The 18917-nt window shown below is 46.6% G+C and carries 15 protein-coding genes; 11 read left to right on the plus strand and 4 right to left on the minus strand.

The window, feature by feature from the left end; all coding sequences use genetic code 11:
* Positions 1-42: 42 nt before the first annotated feature.
* The 4 genes from AC3WQT_RS07630 to AC3WQT_RS07645 all read left to right on the plus strand — a co-directional run bounded on the left by AC3WQT_RS07630 (position 43) and on the right by AC3WQT_RS07645 (position 5405).
* Positions 43-2430 (plus strand): 3-hydroxyacyl-CoA dehydrogenase/enoyl-CoA hydratase family protein, encoded by a 2388-nt coding sequence (locus AC3WQT_RS07630; protein ID WP_492703263.1) that lies wholly within the window; start codon positions 43-45, stop codon positions 2428-2430.
* A 15-nt stretch (positions 2431-2445) separates the two neighbouring features.
* A complete protein-coding gene (locus AC3WQT_RS07635; RefSeq protein WP_492703264.1) occupies positions 2446-3642 on the plus strand; it encodes an acetyl-CoA C-acyltransferase in 1197 nt (398 codons plus the stop codon).
* 80 nt (positions 3643-3722) lie between these two features.
* A complete protein-coding gene (locus AC3WQT_RS07640) occupies positions 3723-4598 on the plus strand; it encodes an alpha/beta hydrolase family protein (protein WP_492703266.1) in 876 nt (291 codons plus the stop codon).
* A 30-nt stretch (positions 4599-4628) separates the two neighbouring features.
* Positions 4629-5405, plus strand: a complete 777-nt coding sequence (locus tag AC3WQT_RS07645; protein WP_492703267.1) for an enoyl-CoA hydratase — start codon at positions 4629-4631, stop codon at positions 5403-5405.
* A gap of 420 nt (positions 5406-5825) precedes the next feature.
* On the opposite strand, the gene AC3WQT_RS07650 is transcribed toward AC3WQT_RS07645, so the two are convergent.
* The gene (locus tag AC3WQT_RS07650) at positions 5826-6206 is read right to left on the minus strand and encodes a helix-turn-helix domain-containing protein (protein ID WP_492703269.1); all 381 of its coding nucleotides are present in this window, start codon (positions 6204-6206) and stop codon (positions 5826-5828) included.
* Positions 6207-6308: 102 nt separating this feature from the next.
* Here AC3WQT_RS07650 and AC3WQT_RS07655 point away from each other — a divergent pair, with 102 nt between their 5' ends.
* The 4 genes from AC3WQT_RS07655 (at position 6309) to AC3WQT_RS07670 (ending at position 10307) form a co-directional block, all read left to right on the plus strand.
* Entirely contained in the window at positions 6309-7196 is an 888-nt protein-coding gene (locus tag AC3WQT_RS07655; protein WP_492703271.1) for a hypothetical protein, read from the plus strand.
* Entirely contained in the window at positions 7196-7492 is a 297-nt protein-coding gene (locus AC3WQT_RS07660; protein WP_492703272.1) for a hypothetical protein, read from the plus strand. Before AC3WQT_RS07655 ends, AC3WQT_RS07660 begins: the two co-directional genes overlap by 1 nt.
* On the plus strand, positions 7482-9284 hold the full coding sequence (locus AC3WQT_RS07665) for a DUF2326 domain-containing protein (RefSeq protein ID WP_492703273.1): 1803 nt from the start codon (positions 7482-7484) through the stop codon (positions 9282-9284). Before AC3WQT_RS07660 ends, AC3WQT_RS07665 begins: the two co-directional genes overlap by 11 nt.
* Before the next feature lie 144 nt (positions 9285-9428).
* Positions 9429-10307 carry a GIY-YIG nuclease family protein gene (locus tag AC3WQT_RS07670; RefSeq protein WP_492703275.1) on the plus strand — a complete coding sequence of 293 codons (879 nt, stop codon included), beginning with the start codon at positions 9429-9431 and terminating at the stop codon, positions 10305-10307.
* A 78-nt stretch (positions 10308-10385) separates the two neighbouring features.
* On the opposite strand, the gene AC3WQT_RS07675 is transcribed toward AC3WQT_RS07670, so the two are convergent.
* The 3 genes from AC3WQT_RS07675 to AC3WQT_RS07685 all read right to left on the minus strand — a co-directional run bounded on the left by AC3WQT_RS07675 (position 10386) and on the right by AC3WQT_RS07685 (position 15620).
* The gene (locus tag AC3WQT_RS07675) at positions 10386-12398 is read right to left on the minus strand and encodes a sensor histidine kinase (RefSeq protein ID WP_492703276.1); all 2013 of its coding nucleotides are present in this window, start codon (positions 12396-12398) and stop codon (positions 10386-10388) included.
* 136 nt (positions 12399-12534) lie between these two features.
* Complete coding sequence (locus AC3WQT_RS07680) at positions 12535-13242, minus strand: response regulator transcription factor (protein ID WP_492703278.1); 708 nt, start codon at positions 13240-13242, stop codon at positions 12535-12537.
* A gap of 1046 nt (positions 13243-14288) precedes the next feature.
* Positions 14289-15620, minus strand: coding sequence for a hypothetical protein (locus AC3WQT_RS07685; RefSeq protein ID WP_492703279.1), 1332 nt, complete (start codon positions 15618-15620; stop codon positions 14289-14291).
* Positions 15621-15685: 65 nt separating this feature from the next.
* Between AC3WQT_RS07685 and AC3WQT_RS07690 the strand changes: the two genes are divergently transcribed.
* From AC3WQT_RS07690 to AC3WQT_RS07700, 3 genes are all read left to right on the plus strand, one after another.
* Positions 15686-15916 (plus strand): helix-turn-helix transcriptional regulator, encoded by a 231-nt coding sequence (locus AC3WQT_RS07690; RefSeq protein WP_492703280.1) that lies wholly within the window; start codon positions 15686-15688, stop codon positions 15914-15916.
* A 300-nt stretch (positions 15917-16216) separates the two neighbouring features.
* Positions 16217-16903, plus strand: coding sequence for a PDDEXK family nuclease (locus AC3WQT_RS07695; RefSeq protein ID WP_492703282.1), 687 nt, complete (start codon positions 16217-16219; stop codon positions 16901-16903).
* Positions 16900-18909, plus strand: a complete 2010-nt coding sequence (locus AC3WQT_RS07700; protein WP_492703284.1) for a TnsB C-terminal domain-containing protein — start codon at positions 16900-16902, stop codon at positions 18907-18909. Before AC3WQT_RS07695 ends, AC3WQT_RS07700 begins: the two co-directional genes overlap by 4 nt.
* Positions 18910-18917: the final 8 nt, after the last annotated feature.

An 18917-nucleotide genomic window follows, 5' to 3' on the forward strand; every position in this document is an offset into this window, starting at 1 on the left:
TTCCCATTCCGATGGGCTGGGGCGTCCTACCTGAGGTTAAAAATGACCAATTTCATCGTTAAAAAAGTCGCCGTTCTGGGCGCTGGCGTGATGGGTGCGCAAATTGCTGCTCACTGTATCAATGCAAAGATACCTGTAGTCCTGTTTGATTTGCCAGCCAAGGAAGGCCCAAAAAACGGCATCGTCCTGCGCGCTATCGAGAACCTGAAAAAACTCAATCCTGCGCCACTGGGCAACAAGGATGACGCAGCTTTGATCGAAGTCGCCAATTACGAAGACAACCTCGACGTGCTGGCCGGTTGCGATCTGATCATTGAAGCCATTGCAGAACGCATGGACTGGAAACATGATCTGTACAAAAAAGTATCCCCGCACATTGCACCAAATGCGATTTTTGCATCCAACACTTCCGGCCTGTCCATCACGGCCCTGTCTGACGGCTTTGATGCAGAACTGAAAGCCCGTTTCTGCGGCGTGCATTTCTTCAATCCACCACGCTATATGCACCTGGTGGAATTGATCCCTACCGTTGCTACCCGTCCAGAAATCATCGACCAGCTCGAAGGCTTCCTGACGACATCCCTGGGTAAAGGCGTAGTACGCGCCAAAGATACACCTAACTTCATCGCCAACCGCGTCGGTATCTTCGGCATGCTGGCAACGATTTATGAAGCAGAAAAATTTGGTCTGACTGTCGATGTCGTCGATGACCTGACAGGCAAAAAACTGGGCCGCGCTTCTTCCGGTACTTTCCGTACTGCTGACGTGGTTGGTCTTGATACCATGGGCCATGTCATCAAGACCATGCAAGACAATCTGTCTGATGATCCTTTCTTCGCTGTCTACAAAACACCTGAAGTGCTTGCCAAACTGGTCGCTGCAGGCGCGCTGGGTCAAAAATCCGGTGCCGGTTTTTACAAAAAAGTCGGCAAGGATATTCAGCGTCTGGACTTCGCTACAGCACAATATGTGACTGGCGGTGCCAAGGCTGACGACGTTGTCGCCCGCATGCTGAAAGAAAAAGACCCGGTCAAGAAAATGAAGACCCTGCGTGAATCGACCAATGTACAGGCACAGTTCCTGTGGGCGATTTTCCGTGATGCCTTCCACTACATCGCTGTGCATGGCGCAACGATTGCTGACAATGCACGCGACATCGACTTTGCGATGCGCTGGGGCTTTGGCTGGAATGTAGGCCCGTTCGAAACATGGCAGGCGTCTGGCTGGCAAGAAGTTGCAGGCTGGGTCAAGGAAGATATCGACGCAGGCAAGGCACTATGCAATGCACCGCTGCCAGCCTGGGTGCTGGATGGCCGCACAGGCGTGCACACCGCTGAAGGCTCATGGTCGCCAGCAAGTAGCACTTACGTGCCACGCTCCAATCTGGCCGTGTACGACCGTCAAGCCTTCCGTGCACCGGTACTGGGTACAGGCGTGGCAACTGGCGCAAATGCCGGCACGACTTTCTTTGAAGATGATTCTGTCCGTATCTGGCACCAGAATGACGACGTTTTGGTCCTGTCACTGAAAACCAAGATGCATGTGATTGGCCCAGGCGTTATCGAAGGCATGGAAAAAGCCATCGCTGAAGCCGAGAAAAACTTCAAGGGTCTGGTGATCTGGAGTGCAGATGCGGCTGACGGCGGTGCCTTCTCTGCCGGTGCTGATTTGCAAGCCATGCTGCCTCTGTTCATGTCCGGTGGTGTGAAAGCAATCGAGCCAGCAATCTCCCGCCTGCAAGATGCACATCAGGCCTTGAAATACGCCAACATCCCTGTGGTTGCTGCCGTTTCTGGCCTGGCACTCGGTGGTGGTTGCGAATTGATGATGCACGCGGCAAAACGCGTGGCATCCATCGAGTCTTACATCGGTCTGGTAGAAGTGGGCGTAGGCCTGGTTCCTGGCGGTGGTGGTTTGAAAGAAGCAGCAGTACGTGCAGCGGCAGATGCCAAAGGCACAGATTTGCTGCAGTTCCTGAAAAACTACTTCACCAATGCAGCCACAGCCGCAGTCTCCAAATCTGCGCTGGAAGCACAGAAGATGGGCTATCTGTCTGCGGATGATGTCATCGTCTTCAATCCTTACGAATTGCTGCACGTTGCCAAGGTAGAAGCACGCGCCATGTTTGACGCCGGTTACCGCGCTCCTATGCGCAAACTGGTGCCAGTCACAGGCCGTCATGGCATCGCCACGATAGCTGCGCAACTGATCAATATGCGTGATGGCGGCTTTATCTCTGCACATGATTTCAAACTCGGCAAAATGATTGCTGAAGTGGTTTGCGGTGGTGACATCGATAATGGCAGCCTTGTCAGCGAGCAATGGCTGCTGGACATGGAGCGCAAGGCGTTTATGGAATTGCTGAATCATCCAAAAACACAAGAGCGCATTATGGGCATGATGCAAACTGGCAAGCCAGTCCGTAACTAATCGAGGTACATTAACATGACTAAACAACTCCAAGACGCCTACATCGTCTCTGCTACCCGTACCCCGATCGGCAAATCTGGTCGTGGCATGTTCCGTAACACCCGCCCTGATGATTTGCTGGTGCGCGTACTGCAATCTGCTTTTGCACAAGTACCTAATCTTGATCCCAAGCTGGCTGAAGATGCGATCATTGGTTGCTCTTTCCCTGAAGGCGCACAAGGTTTGAACCTGGCACGTATGGGTATCTTGCTGGCGGGTTTGCCTAACAGCATCGGTGGCGTCACCATCAACCGCTATTGCGCATCCGGCATCACTGCCGTTGCGATGGCGGCAGACCGCATCCGCGTTGGCCAGGCTGACGTGATGATCGCTGGTGGTGTCGAATCCATGTCCATGGTGCCTATGATGGGTAGCAACCCATCGATGAACATGGCTATCCTGAAAGATGAAAACGTAGGCATGGCCTATGGCATGGGTCTGACAGCAGAAAAAGTGGCCCAGCAATGGAAAGTATCCCGTGAAGCACAGGATGCATTTGCTCTGCAATCGCACCAACGTGCCATCGCTGCGCAAAACGCTGGTTACTTTGATGCTGAGACAACTTCTGTCGATATCATCGACCGCGTGCCTAACCTGGCAACTGGCGAAATCGAACTGAAAACCCGCACTGTCAGCCGTGACGAAGGCGCACGTCCAGATACTTCCATCGAAGGCCTGGCAAAACTGAAACCTGTATTCGCCGCCAAAGGCAGCGTTACTGCAGGTAACAGCTCGCAAACTTCCGACGGCGCTGGTGCCCTGATCCTGGTCAGCGAAAAAATCCTGAAAGAATTCAACCTGACACCACTGGCACGTTTCGCTTCCTTCGCAGTACGTGGCGTACCACCAGAAATCATGGGTATCGGTCCTAAAGAAGCCATCCCGGCAGCATGCCGTGCCGCTGGCATCACACAAGACCAGATCGACTGGTTTGAATTGAATGAAGCCTTTGCTGCACAATCCCTGGCCGTAGTACAAGACCTGGGTCTGGATCCATCCAAGGTTAATCCTATGGGCGGCGCGATTGCCCTGGGCCATCCACTGGGTGCAACTGGCGCGATTCGTTCTGCAACGACTATCCACGCCCTGCATCGCAACAACCTTAAATACGGCATGGTCACCATGTGCGTAGGTACAGGTATGGGCGCTGCCGGTATTTTTGAACGCATGTAAGCTGCTTGCCTGAACAAAAAAAACCGCGCAGACTGTATTTTCTGCGCGGTTTTTTTTAAGCGACTGAGTTTGAAGGAGCCATGATGGAGACGGTACAAATCATCACTGCTGACGGCACGGCGCTGACAGCAAAAAAATTTACACCCGCAAGCGCAATAAAATCCGTCGTCGTCATGCCGGCGGCCATGGGCGTGAAGCAAAATTTTTATGAGCCCTTTGCCGATTTCCTGGCAGAGAATGGCATTGCCGTACTGAGTTTTGATTACCGCGGCATGGGCGAGTCCATACCCGCGCAATACCGCAATTCATTGCGTGGTTTTGATGCAGACATCCTGGTCTGGGCCGAGCGTGACTACAATGCTGCCCTGAAAACTGCCAAGGAATGGCAACCCGATGTACCCCTGCTCATCGTCGGCCACTCCCTCGGCGGGCAACTTCCTGGTCTGGTGCCTGACAACCATCTCATCGATGGCATGCTGACCGTAGGTTGCGGCAGCGGCTACTGGCGCGATAATTCACCGCAATTGAAGCGTTTTGTCTGGCTCATGTGGTATTTCCTCGTGCCTGTATATACCCGCATCTGGGGTTACTTTCCCGGTAAAAAAATGCGCAAGGTCGGTGACTTGCCCAAGGGGGTGATTTATCAATGGTCACGCTGGTGTCGCAGCCCTGAATATTTTGTCGAGAAAGATGGCAGCCCCATGCAAACCGGCCACCATAAAATCCACAAGCCCATACTCTGCATGAGCTTCACCGATGATGAAATGATGAGCCGCCGCAGCATAGACAGCATGCATGACTATTACAGCAATGCCAGGGTCGAGCGCCGTTACATCAATCCCAAAGACGTCGATGCCAGACGCATAGGGCATTTTGGCTTTTTCCGCCCACAGTTCCGCAACACACTTTGGCAGCAAGCCTTACAATGGCTGACTACTGCACCACAATCTACCTGATCTATACCTGATAATTAAGAGACGACAATAATGGATATCCTGACCCACAAAGAAAACGGAATTTTGACGATCAACTTCAATCGTCCAGAAAAGAAAAACGCCATCACCCAGGCCATGTACCAGGCCATAGCAGATGCGCTGCGCGATGCAGAAACCGACGTGGCAGTACGCGCCATTCTCATCACTGGCAAGCCAGAAATTTTCACTGCCGGTAATGATCTTGAAGACTTCATGAAAAACGCACGCAGCCTGGCAGAGCCAGACGCCGTGCCACCTGTCTATCAATTCATGCAGGCTCTGAACGAGTCTGGCAAACCTGTGATTGCCGCCGTCTCCGGCGCAGCAGTTGGCATAGGCACCACGCTGCTGATGCACTGCGACATAATTTACCTGGCTGACAATGCCAAGCTCTCCATGCCCTTCACGCAACTTGGCTTGTGTCCTGAGTTTGCCTCCAGCATGGTCTTCCAGCAAATCGTCGGCTATCAACGCGCAGCAGAAAAACTCATGCTCGGTGAAGCCTTCACCGCCGCTGAAGCTTTTGAAATGGGTTTCGTCAATAAAGTCTTGCCGCTCGAAGAACTGCTGCCTTACGCCCAGCAACAAGCCGCCAAACTCGCGGCATTGCCAGCCGCATCAATACGTGCCACCAAGCGTCTGATGAAAGGCAACCAGCCAGCCACCATCAGCACCAAGATGGCAGAAGAAAACAAGTACTTCTCAGCGATGCTGAATGCACCAGAGGCGAAAGAGGCATTCATGGCCTTTTTCCAAAAGCGCAAGCCGGACTTCAGCCAGTTCAATTAAGCGACATGCGCTTCTTAAATTCGCTCGCGTAAAGTGCCACGGAAGGTGAGATTTTTGCCACAGAAGGTGAGATTTCTGCCTTGAAAAGTGAGATTGTATTTCGATGAGCACCTACTACGTGAATCGCGTAATGTATGTTGTTTTTTCAGAGGGAGTCAGCGTTGACGACTTCGCGATGATGGCGCGACAAGGTTTCGATTTATTTGAGTGAGTCCCGGAGTATTGTATTTTCGCCTCCACTTATTAAAAGCCTGCATACACTGCAGGCTTTTTTTATTCCACTGCTGAGTACTCGGGCGTTTACATATTCGTAGAAATTGCAAGGCAACGGAGATTTTTTGTATATCTTCAATGCTACTTCCTATCCGCCCAAATAGTTATTTTATTAAAAGGAAGTGTATTGCAAACGTTATCGATCTGCTATTTAGGCGCTTCGATTGATGCAGCATCAAGTATGCCCACAATTGCACGAAACAAAAATGGAGCGTTTGGTAGCGCTGCTGATTGTTGTATTCGGTTAATAACTTCTTCAAGTGATATTTCGCTGCGTCTTTTATGTTTCATTAAAATAGTCATACAATGAATAATTACGTCCCCAGGCGGTTCTACTTCTCCGCGTTCATATTTAGAAACTATAGATTGGCTTTTGTTAATATGAATAGCAAAATCAGTTTGATTATTTTCACTTATGTTTCTGGCATATCTTACGATTTCTGCAGCTGATAATTGATGTGGATCATACTCTCCAGGCCCAATTAATACTCTTTCAGACATTTTGCTCCTCTTGACTTTTTTAGTCATGTATTTCATTATCTGCTAAGGTAAGCCTTAAATCAAGGGTTCACTTCGTCCCTCAATTGGAAGAGCTTCAAGGAAGTCTCAAATCAAAAAGGAGCAAGGCAGATGTTGGTTCGGTCAGTACTTGAAAGTTCTGTACGACAACAGATTAATCGTCTGCTTGGATTCGAATTTCAAGATTTTGTGATTGGAGTTTTGTACCAAAAATATGGACCAGAAGGCTTTGCCAATCTGCGTCCTGTAAGGGATGGTGGGTGTGATGGGCTGATCCATGCAGAAAAGTGTGCAATTGCATGCTATGGCCCGCAAAGTGTTAAACTGCCGGCTTTTGAAGCGAAGATATCGGACGATTACCAGATGTATTGTGCGATTTGGCAAGACCAATTCCCACATTGGAGATTTTTCGTAAATTTCGAACTGGGTGAAGATCATATATCGATAGCATCCTCCTTGTATGGGGATAGTGCCGTATTGTGGGGATTGGATCGACTGTGCAGGCTCGTAGCAGAACTTGTATATGGCAAGCGAATTGTCCTTTATAGGCATTTACATATTTCTGAAGATTTATTTGCAAACGATATAATTCGTGGACTCTTGGATGACTTGATCCAAGAAAGGAATGAATCCACAGCCATTCAATACGCAGCCAGTGCACCAGACATTGAAATGAAAGTACGTGCCAACGTTAGTGAGGCCGATGTTGACTCCATGCTTGCGCTAATTGACGTGTCACTGGATCGGCAAGCAGATGTGGATGCCGCTATACGAGTCTTGGGTGCTAATGATGTGGAGCTGCTGAAGTCTAAGGTAGTACGTGATTATGCATTTATGCATGGTTCTGGCTTTTTGGAAAAATTTAGATCGCTACGGCTGTTTTATGCGGCCAAATACAATTCTGCAAGCGATGACATCCTTGAAGCTTTTATTGATGCTTTTCTAATCCACATGTTTTCACAGTGTCACATTGGTAGCAAACCTGGAAAGGTTAGCTGATGGCACTTCTACATCCTGATTCAGATTTGACTCTCAGTGTTGTTGTACAAGCTGCCGATATCATTCGTGGTTTGCATGCTGCAAAAAAACCTGTCGTGTTAGACCATATGCTCGAACAATATTTGCGACTCGATGGACGCCGTACTCCGCAGAGTTTTTTTTCCGCCCTGGATTTCTTGTATACGATTGGCTCTATTGAAACGGCTGGTTATCATCTCCAGTTAATCAAGAGCCGTGCGCGTGAAATCCGGCGCCAGGATAACTACGATTTATTTGAGGACAACAATGCTTCGTAGACTATGGTCTCCGTCAGGACTATTAAAACAAGACATTGTATTTCGTAACGGGTTAAATCTCATCGTAGGGCGCTATTCAAAAAAGAATAGCGATATCGGAATTAATGGAATAGGAAAATCATCAGTTGTCCGGTTGCTTGACTATATGTTGTTGTCAACTGGGCAGCGTAAGAAATTTTCGTCGCGGACATATAAATTCATGGCGGATGAAGGACACATTCTCATCCTAGAAATGACTATTGGCGGTACGGAGATAGTAATCAAACGCTCGTTTGGCTCCTTTGCTAGCACAGTGATATTAAAAATAGGCCAGTTTCCAGAGGCTGACTACCAGGAGGATGACGCACGTTCGGTCCTTAGTAAATATTTTTTTCCTGGCGATGAGTTGAGTTTTGTCACCGGCAGTAATCTTCGTTCCTTGATTCCTTTCTATTTGAAGGACGATGTTACTTCGCAGGTTCGCACTGATCCCGTGAAATACCAAAGTCATCAAGGTGCAACAGAGCGCACGATGACTATGTTTGCAATGTATCTTCTTGGATTGCCAAACAAAGCACTTGTTAGTTTGGAAGAGTTACGTAGCGACTACGGGAGTAAAAAAGACCTGCATTTAACTTTAAAACGGCGGCTAGAACAGGAGTCTGGTCGTTCTGTTGAGGCACTGAGAACGGATATTGCGATACAAGATAAGCGTGTGACTGATTTGGGAGACGCATTTAAACAATTCAATTTCATGGAGGATTTTCGCGATTTATCTGACGCTTTGACAAAGCTTGAGTCCGAAGCTGCCACTCAGCGTCGCACCGTGCAGCAGTCAGAAAGGCAATTAGAAAAACTCCGGCGCTTCATTGATATTTCCCCAGAAATTGATCGAGAGGATGTGATCCAGCAATACCGGATTGTCTCCGAGGCTATAGGAAGTGCGATCAAGCGGACTTTGGATGAGGTATTCGCTTTTCGTGAATCACTCGTCAATCAACGCTTGCGTTTTCACGGGCAAAGGTTACAAGATTTGGAGGCTATGCGTGACACCGCATTGACACGCTTAAGCGAACTTGAGAAGGCACGTTCACTATTGATGCAAGCTGTGACTGCAACCGACTTCACAGAATCATTCAAAGGTGCATTAGAGCGCTTGGTAAAAGAGCGAGGTGCATTCGAGCGCGACAAAGCTATGCTAGCTGAACTTGCCAGATTTGAGGCAGGCATTTCGGAGTTGGAATTGAATATGCAGATTCGTCGACATGAAGCTGCTCGCACAATTGTAGAAATTCAAGATGTTATAGAGAGTATCAGACAGAGATTTATGCAAATAGTGCAGGAAGCAATTACCATTCGACCAGAGGAACGCGAGGACGCATTCTTCGATATTTCTTCTCAATCAGGTGGTGCTGCAACACAATTACCCGTAAAAATTTCTGTTTCCCTGCCAAAGGTTGATGCATTAGGACAGTCAAGATTAATGCTCGTTGCCTATGACCTGACTGTCTTCTTCCACCAGATTGAGAAGCAATTGCCCCGACCACGCTTTCTTGTTCATGATGGGGTTTTTCATGGCATTGCTCGACGGACTGTAGTGAAAGCACTCAACTATATATATAGAAAAGGAATTGAAGCGCAGAGCCGTGGAGAGCCATTTCAATATATTGCCACATTCAACGAGGATGAACTCAGCCTTCAAGACGGCGATCAGACTAGAGATGGCAGCTATAGTTTTGATATAGGTCATGCAACCATCTTGCGTCTCAGCGACGATCCAGACGATATGTTATTCAGGCGCCAGTTTAGTTGATTAGCATCGCATTTTTATAGAAATGCTCTAAAACAAATTTCTCAGGTTGATCTGATTGGCGGATTCAAGTTCGAAGTGCAACCCTGTGCCAAAACATTGATATTCCAATCAAGAATACAGTACGAGGTAGGAGGGGTGTTCATTTTGTCATTCGAGGTTTTATCATTGATATCTAAAATTAGAATAGCAATATATGTCCATTCTCTTGAAGACGATTGCTATTACGTAGGGATAACAAAAAATATTCGCCGCAGGGATCGCCAGCATAATGCAGGTCAAGGTTCAGCTTGGACAAAACGCCATCCTCCGATTGGAACACTCAGTATCGTTTATCGCGAAGTAAGCAATTATCGTGAGGCCGAGCTAATGGAGAATGCAGTCACGATTGAAATGATGTTGAAGCATGGTTGGAGAAATGTGCGCGGCGGTAATTTTTGTCAAACTGACGAAAAAGGTGTGGAGCAGGAGTTGAGAGCATATGGCTATTGGGACGCTGTTTTTCAAGCTAGTATTCCTAGGCGCGCCCCAGTACATGGCACATGGATTGAAGAAATTCAGCATATATTGGCAATATTGAAGCAATACCATTTGGATGGTTGCCCTTCAGATCGGAGGGAGTCAATACTTTCTAAATTTCATGCTTTACGCAATTTTCCATATTGGTGTGATGATTTTCTGCCAGTGTTCAATAGTCTATTTTGGGATAAGAAAGGTATTCTTCCCGTTTTGTTATCGATTCGTGATGGAATTCCACTCGGCTCAAAACTACAAGATACTTTTGCTGTGTTGTGTGCTGCGATGCAAAAAGGCACCAACGATACAAAGCCTTGGAACCGCCTCTTTCTTATTACATGGCAGACCTATTTACCTCAAGCCAAATCAACACAGCAAGATAAAGTGAATGAATGGTTCTCAAAAGTTGACTCCCTAACTGACCAGGACAGGAGTTACGATCCGTTCGTTTCAATTGCCTTTCCCGAAACAAGGTGGTTGATTCGTAGCGAGTCTGCGCAAAGCGTTTGACTTGACACTTCCAAAGGAAAGTTTCAATTTGCAAACAATTTCTCTAATGAAATTTCAATAAAGGTCACTTTGAAAAGATCACTCTTTAGGTAACTCTAATAAAAATAATACGCCTGCATCTTTATTGGCGGCGACAATTGATCCATTCATAGCAACCATATTGGCTCTAGCTACAAAAAGTCCTTGGCCCAAATTTTCAGTTGAATGCCGTAGCGTAGCACCCAAGTCAAAAATCCGTTCGATTTGTGTCTCTGGAATATTCTCTCCTTCGTTGTAAATTTCTATTTGTACTGTTGAGATAGCTATCCGTAATGAAATTTTAATTGTCGAATTAAGCACTTTATGTCGATTGGCGTTATCCATTAGATGATCAAATACAGTTTCTAATGCGAGAGGGTCATACAACGCTACTATTCCTGACTCCTCTCCTTCATATATGACTGGCGATTCAATACGCGTGGTATTTCTCACATATGTTGATACATACTTTGCAATATCTTGTTTTGATGTAACTACAACCGAATTTCGTAGACCTGCTTCGACGCTTGCTGCCAAGTCAAGCATTTCAACTGCCCGGAGCATTCGTTTTACATCTACACTTCCCGGTGAATCGTCCAATATTTTTGTTGATAGGGCCTGTAGTGGTGATTTTATTTCATGACCAATTGCGTCCAGAATGGCCTGCCTAGCACGCACCTGCTCATTCTCAATTCTATTACGCTCAACTCGCTCCATTTCTTCGCGGTGCATGCGATGAGTTAGTCTGGTATTTCGTGATCGGCTCCTCGATATCAATAAATTAAATGCTCGGCCAAGGCGACCAATTTCGTCACGGCGTTTGCTATATTCGCCAAGATTTTCTGCCATAGTAGGAACAGAAGTAAGCAAGTATGCTTTACGAGCAATTCGGTGCAAATGAGAAATCGCTCTCCACCAAAATGCGCTTACGGCTGTTATCAGTGCGAGTGCAAGCGTAAGGTATAAAAGAGATCTAGCCGCAACATCAGGCACTAATATTTCATCTTGCTTTAGAATCGCGACCAATGGCTTTGAGGCGCGTACATTCTGGGTGATAGTCACAGGTGTGCTTTTGTAGCCGAACAAATTAACCATAAATTTGGCCCATCCGTCTGAGACCGCTTGAAAAGATCCTGTGCTTTTTTTTGTGTCTACTAATAGCGATTCCGAACTCCAAATCGACCTTCCACTTATTGAATCTAGGCGGATGTCTAGTGGAGCTTTTGAAGTGATATGCTGAGTATACAAATTTTCCAGAGATATTTGACCGTGTCCAGTGGTTCCGAAAGGTATATCAAAAAACAGCGCAGATTTTTTCTCTTCAGGCTGTCTGATGTAAACCCCAATTGCAGCCGTCACATCTCCAAATTGTCTATCCTGAACTGGAGCAACAGGCGCAGCTTGTTCAAGCAATATTGAACCATCAATTCGCACTAACAAAGTTACATAGCGGTCAGTCCAACCGGTATTGTTTTCAATTTGCTGCTCATATGCTTGCCCGCTTATTTCTCGAACAAGATGGCGAGGATTGTCGTTAGAATATGCCGTTACCTCATGCAATCCGAGGAAGCGACGTGGCTGCGAAGGATACCGGTCTCGCGCAAGTGTAGGGGCTTCAAACACAAGCTGGACATGTGTTGATCGCCGTGCTCCCTTTAATGTGAGGCTGACGTGATCCGCTTTAGTGAAATTGTCACCTTGCTCATGTCGTGTTATGCCACGGCTAGGAAAACGCAATGAAAAATAGATAAACCTTCCAGCGATATCGTTAGGTATATATGCTAAACATGCCCGCACATCTGCCGCAGTCTGATCTTTGCCTGCAACAGGAAGAGGCGAAAAATTGACCGAACAAGCCTTCGGAGCTTCCCAAGATAGATTTCTGGTTTCGAACGCCTTTGCATTGCCTCGATTTAAAAAGTAACCAAAGAATGATTTCTCGAGAGGTATGGCCTTCAATTGACGGGATGTTCTGGACAACTGTTCAGCATTGTCGATAAGCGAGTATCCGTCATCGTCGCGAAGCGCTAGAGCAAATTGCGCTAATTCGCTTGTGAGCGCTGCGGTTTGCACCTGTGTTTCCTTGGATTTTACGGTGCCCAGGAAGTCGTAAATCGCATATACGATGAATCCCGGAATTAAAAGGCCGCTTATTACAAAGATCAAAGTAAAGTCATGCCGACGAAGAGCCCGTCTCCAAATCCGACTCTTACTCTTCAACTTTCCAGAAATATCCTGCACCTGGTTCGCTTTCTATAGTTGACTTGAAATTCGGATCTGCGGCTAAAAAGCGCTGACGCACTTCACTAAGGTGAGTGGCCAATGCACCCTCCGAATTGCTGGTACCTAGTTGCGCCGCCAGTTTTGTTTTTGATACAGGGATGCCGGGTGTGGCAACTAGGCATTCGACCAATCGAAGTTGCGTGAGGGTCAAGCGAACCTTTTTTCCTTTCCAGCAAAAACACGCATGCATTGTTGGGTCTCTTGTTAAACCTGGAGGAAGTGTAACGTTGTCATCATCTTTGTTTTCATTCAGATCGCGCGCGTGAGAGGCAAGGGCGTGTTCTACCTTATTGATGAATGCCAATTCATTTATAGGTTTGCCAATAAAATCATATGCTCGAAGTGAGATTGCTAGCTCATGAAGATTTGTTTGTGGCATTCCAGAAACGACCAAAGTCACAGTTCGGCAATTGCTTAGCAGGGAAACAATTTCGAAACCACCATATTTATCCTTTGGCCCAGGGCCAAGATCAACATCAACAATCACTAAATCAAATTGATTATTGGTGATTAGATCAATACCCTCTTCACGCGTGAAAGCTTGGCTTACATTCACATCTGGAATTGATAGAACGAGAGCTTTTAAGCGATTGTTTGTTGATTCGTCGTCTTCAATGATTGCAATTTTTTGCATGACGTTCTCCCTATAAAGAGGATTGCACAGATATTACAAGGAATCAACGACTACTTGATTCGGATTTCTTGATCTTTATTGAGTAGCAATTAGGATTTCCAAATGTGCTTAGGATCCTCAAATACTTAGACAGATGGGATATGTAAACCCGAACGTGCAGATTCAGCACTTCGCATCCAATTTCGTACAAAATAATCAGACTGCAACAGGGTTTGTCTTGCGCTAACAGCTAGGCAGGGAGCTGGGTAAAAAATTTAGAATTAAAACTCACCTCATGAGCTTGGCCGTTCATGAGGTGCAAGAAAAGGAACGCCAAACTACCTCTGGTGTTCCTCTTGAGTTTGCTACATACAGGTCGCGGATTATATTTTTTATTTCGTTGGCTAGCAAGGCTTAAGTTTTTGATTGGGGTGCAACTGAAAGGGATCGGGATATGCAATGTATATATCCAAAATCTGTCAGTGTGTGCGCGTATGTGCGTTTCCGTAGAGGGAAGCCCGAATATGTAGCGGCACATTGTCGATCAGCGCGACGTTAATGAAAGAAAGCGATCTGCAATAAGTGGGTCGTTTTAAACCTCAAATTACTACGAAAGTCTTAAAATGAACATAGATCATAGAAACGGTCCGTTACGCAAGGGGGACCTCCAATTCAAATACCCATCAGGTCCGACATCAAATGATGACCCGACCAAGCGAAACCTCCCAGACAGCGCCCTTTTAAACCGTCATGAGTGGTATGAAGTACTATATTTTGTCAACAAATTTGCTAACGAATGTGGGCAAGGCTTTGCTGAGGTAGCAAAAAAAGCTGAGCGACTGATTCATGGAAAAGTTCCTCCAAATCTTCATAGTCAGGAGCATGTGCGTGATTGGCTGATTAGGAATTGGAAAATGTACAGTTGAGTCCAATCGCTGTAGCTTGAAGTCTTGTAGGTGCTATATAACTGCTTCGTGTTGGAATTCTTTCCTGGATGCTTTCAGTTCCAGGTATTGAGGAATTGATGTTGGTATTTTGTCAAAATTATCAACATCAATTCCAACATATCAAAATTTTCCAGCTTTTGCAGCGTGAAAAGCAGCGGCTAGTCGCATATCTTTTTTTATCCATAGTGTAACGGTCGACTGCCTGACCCCGAGTGCAGTTGCTATTTCTTTTCGTTTTTTCCCTTGCCTTGCCAGGTCGAGCGCTGTATCCATTCGCTTTGCAGCAAGGTTACCGGTACCCCTAACGCCGGGTTGTGCCTGCGCTTCACATTCCAGCCATTTCTCAAAACCAAGCACAGTATAAGTAAGCACTCCTTCATCGGACTCAAAAAGATTTAGCTTTTCTCGAATAGTGTCCACCATATCGATATAAGTGAGATCAAACAATCGTGGCTCATTCAGTAGTTTTTGAACTCGTGGCGATTTCGTAAGTGCATATCGTATTGACCAGTGCGCAGTAACGTTCCACGTAAAATAAGCAGGAAGCATAATCTCTGCGACTTGACTTGTACGGCGAAGTATTCTTGGTTCTTTGATTCGCTTCTCAGCAATGCCTATCTGGTAGCCATAAGCCTGCGCTTCCACCCCGTCAATCAGCCCTAATTTTTTTGCGATTGCACATGCCTCTTTTCCGGACCTGTAGTTCGCAGCTTGTCTGGATCGCGTTCGCCCCAGAACGCTGGTATCAGCCTGGCTGTGTTCCGCACAAAACTTGTTGCGAGGAAGCGTGCGTCGTGGACAAAAGCTGCACTTGTGGGTTTCTCGTAAAGCGAGAGAGCCACTCCCTATCAGGGCTATTCCCCAAATCAATTTATTGAAATTGGTACGAGTGACAGCCGACTCGCGATATAAGGCTAGTCCTCGGCGGATAACAGCGGGCACATTTTCTGGATTGATCGGATTTCTCTTAGCTGCTGGTACCAGATCATTGAAGCGGCGAATTAGAGTCTGGTAGCTTTCTTTCCCATCTGCAGCGACGTCAGAAAATGTTGCTGTGAATTTCTCTTGCAAGTGAAGAAAAGCAGGAATTGCTTGCAGATCAAAATTTTCAAACACTATGCTGGTTTTGTCGTACGGAATTTTCAGGGCTTTGTACAAAGGAGTAATTAACTCGATATATGTATCAAGATGAGTAGTTATTTTGACGGTGCGAGCACGCATTCGTCTCAATTTTTTTTGGTGTTGTTCAGTTTTCTTTTCAATCCAATCAAATGTTTCGACGCCGCCAACTGTGAGAGATGGTGCCCACTTGTTGAAATCCGGGAATTGCCAGAGCTCAGGCTGATGGAAATGACCTGAGATCAATGCAACCTGGTGCAATATCTTGAGCCCCTCTATCAGATAAGAAACACTGCTATTTGAAAATTTCATTTTTGCTGTTTTCGTTTGCACTTGATTTATTGTGCATTAACCATGAGAGTAAACGCAAATAAATGTAATTTCCATTAGGAATCGTTATGCCAACACTTATCGGATCGAAACAACTCGCCCAGCAATTGGGAATTTCCCTGCGGACGTTGGATTCACTGGATAAAAACGGTGATCTGCCCAAGAGCTTGCGTATAGGGCATTTGCGCCGATGGCGCGAGGAGGATGTAGAACAGTGGATCGATTCTAAATTGAACAGATCTGGTAATTCAGAGCAATCAGGAACGATGGTAAGGACGGAGTCGAAAAAAGATCACTAGCCCATTTTAATTACGAAAGGAGAACATCATGTAACCATATTCCATGTAGCACGGAATAGAAATGCAAAACGGCCCGAGTGATCAGACTCGGGCCGCCGCAGAACGCTTAGTGATGTAAAGCACTTGAGCCTTCATTCTATTCCCCTCCCATTGATTGTCAAGCCATTGCAGCAGGCATTTTTATGCATGCGGGACAGGTGCAGCCTGGTGCATTGGTTTGCACGTTAAAACAGCGAAAAATCTTTTTACTGACACATTTGGTAAGGGATTTTGTCGCCCAAATGAGACGGAGTAAGTATTGTGAAAAACTATCTTCAGCAGCAAATTGCGGCAGCGTTCGACGCTGTTCCCGGCCTGGATGGCATCATCCATGGCATACGTAAAATCAAACAAGGAAAGTACGGTTCCAGATCCTCACTTTTCTTCAGCCGTAAAAACGAATGCTTTATTCCGGTGGAATCACGCTTGGAGCGAGCTTTCTGTTATCACATGGAAGCAGACCCACAGATAGTCAAATACCGTGGCCAGGCATTGGAAATACCTTTCCGAAAAAGTTGCCTCTACCCAGATTTTCTAATTCTTAAAAAGCCAGACCAGTTCCTTGTATGTGAGGTAAAAGCCTCTGTTTTCGTAAACGATGACCGTAACATGGAAAAATTTAATTTCCTTGAGAGAACATTGTGTTCCATTGGTGTGGAATTTGATGTGACGACTGAGAAGAAGATGCTCAGTGGTCAAGAAAAATTGAATCTGATCATGACATATAACCGCGGTGGCAGATTGATCCTGCCGGATTATGTCTCCGAATGGCCAACTGAGTTGTTCGGGCAACTCAATGCCAGTTATCTCACAGTTAAAGTTCTACGGGAAGAGATGTTGAAGCGCGCTATCCCTGCATACCAACTTGAGGGGGCGATCTTCCACGGAAAGTTGCTGTGCAATATGCGACTCCCGATCACATCCACAACTTTAGTGAGGCTGCCATGAAGAGCGGCCTGGTACCACATGCATTAACAGCCGGCACTCGATTCGCGCTCAAGAATCAAGCTTATGAAATTTCATTTGCTGATGCGACCATGGTGCGTTATTCGTCGTGCGAGGGTGGCCGTCCATATCTCATGCCAGTCTATGCTTTTTGGGAGTTGGTCGACTGTAAAAAAGTTGGCTTTCTCTCCCAAGAGGACAATGCAAAAGTCCATGACCCGCTCCAATTGAGGCTGACGAGTTTAAATGACGCCAGCCGTAAAGAACTTCTGCGGCGTTTTCAATATGTGAAAGAAGCCCTGGGAGTAAAGTCTAGGCCGCTTTCTAAGGTGAGGCTGGTTTCAACAATACCAGTCGTAGCAAAGCAGCTTAATGATGAAACACCTCCTTCCCGTGCAACCCTGGCGCGTTGGGTGAAACGGTACGTGAATGCCGACGGCGAAACGATGGCACTCGCACCATTACACCAGCGTAAGGGATGCCGAACAAAGAAAATTCCCTTGGATGTGGAAATTGCGATCAGGAACTCGCTCATACAAGATTACTTGGTCGTTAACAGGCCGAGTTTAAAGCAGGTGCATGCAAACGTCATTGGCAGAATCAATGACGATCAAACTATTCCAGCGCAAGACAAATGTTTTCCGAGTGAAAGAACACTTTATCGAAGGGCTAAAGAATTAGATCCCTATATCATTGCGAGGATGCGGCATGGCCAGCGGTATGCGGATGCGCAATTCCGTGCTGCCGGTTCAAAATTACAGGCATCCAGGCTGATGGAAATAGTCATGATGGATGGCCACAGGATGGACGTCATTTTAATAGATGGCGAAACAGGAGAAGTTCTCGGACGTCCCTATTTAGTCTGTCTCTTTGATGTTGCCACCAGGGCTGTTGTAGGGTGGCATATCAGTCTGCTGCCATTTTGCGCCACAACCGCATTGGCAGCAATTAAAGACATGTGCTGTCGTGATCCACGCGAGGGGCCTGGCGGTGTTGCAGAAAGAATACTTCCTGACAATGGTCCTGATTTAACTTCCCAGGCACTGCGTAGCCTTTGTATGCGTTTAGGGATGCATATCGAATCAGCAAAAGCTTACTGCCCTGATGACAAGGCGCACATCGAGCGATTCTTCAGGACTGTCAACATGCAGCTTGTCCACGTGCTGTCTGGGACTACCTTCTCATCATTGCATGATCGGGGAGAGTACGACTCTGTAGCGCTGGCCCAGGTGACATTGGCCAAGTTGCGTGAATTGTTCGAGCAATGGCTAACAACAGTCTACCACCGCGCAAAACACTCCGCTACACGCAGACTCCCAGAAAAGCTTTGGCGCGATCAACTATCCATGATGCCCGTGCTGTCGTTCAATTCCGAGGAGATTGATGTAATTGCGCGTGTCGTTTTCAAACGAAAGATATCAAATGGAAGGGTAATAGTAGATAACCTGATATACAAATCTGATGCGTTGCGTACCTTAGAGCAGAGAAATCAACGATCCGTGATCGTCCTAGTCAATGAGCTGGATCTGAGTTACGTCTATGTCCATTTGGAATCTGATCCAAAAACTATATTTCGTGCAGATGGTATCGATTTGGAATACATGGATAGGCTGACAAAATATGAGCATGACGCGTGTACAGCTGCTTTGGATGCCATGGAAGCAAAGGACCGTGAGGAACTGGGACCACATGCTTACGAAATTGCGCGCTGGAGGCTATGGCAAAGCATCCACAATCTTCCAAATTCTTCAAGTGCAAAAAAACTAGCCTTGCTTACTCAGGGTGAAGGCCGGAAAAAAACTGCCAAAACTAAGATCAAGCGGCTTCTTTCTTACGAGGATGTTGTAGCGCACGATGTCGTACATCCTAAAAACACAATCAAGCCTTCCCCCAACGCTGCAGACGATGCTCCGGTGACAGATATAGCTGCGCCTTTGACAGACGCAGCGCCAGGTGGCAAACCACAGCAATCGTCTGACGATGACGGTTACGAAGTTTTCGAATTCTAAATTGGAGT

The organism is Undibacterium sp. FW305-107 (assembly GCF_058788535.1).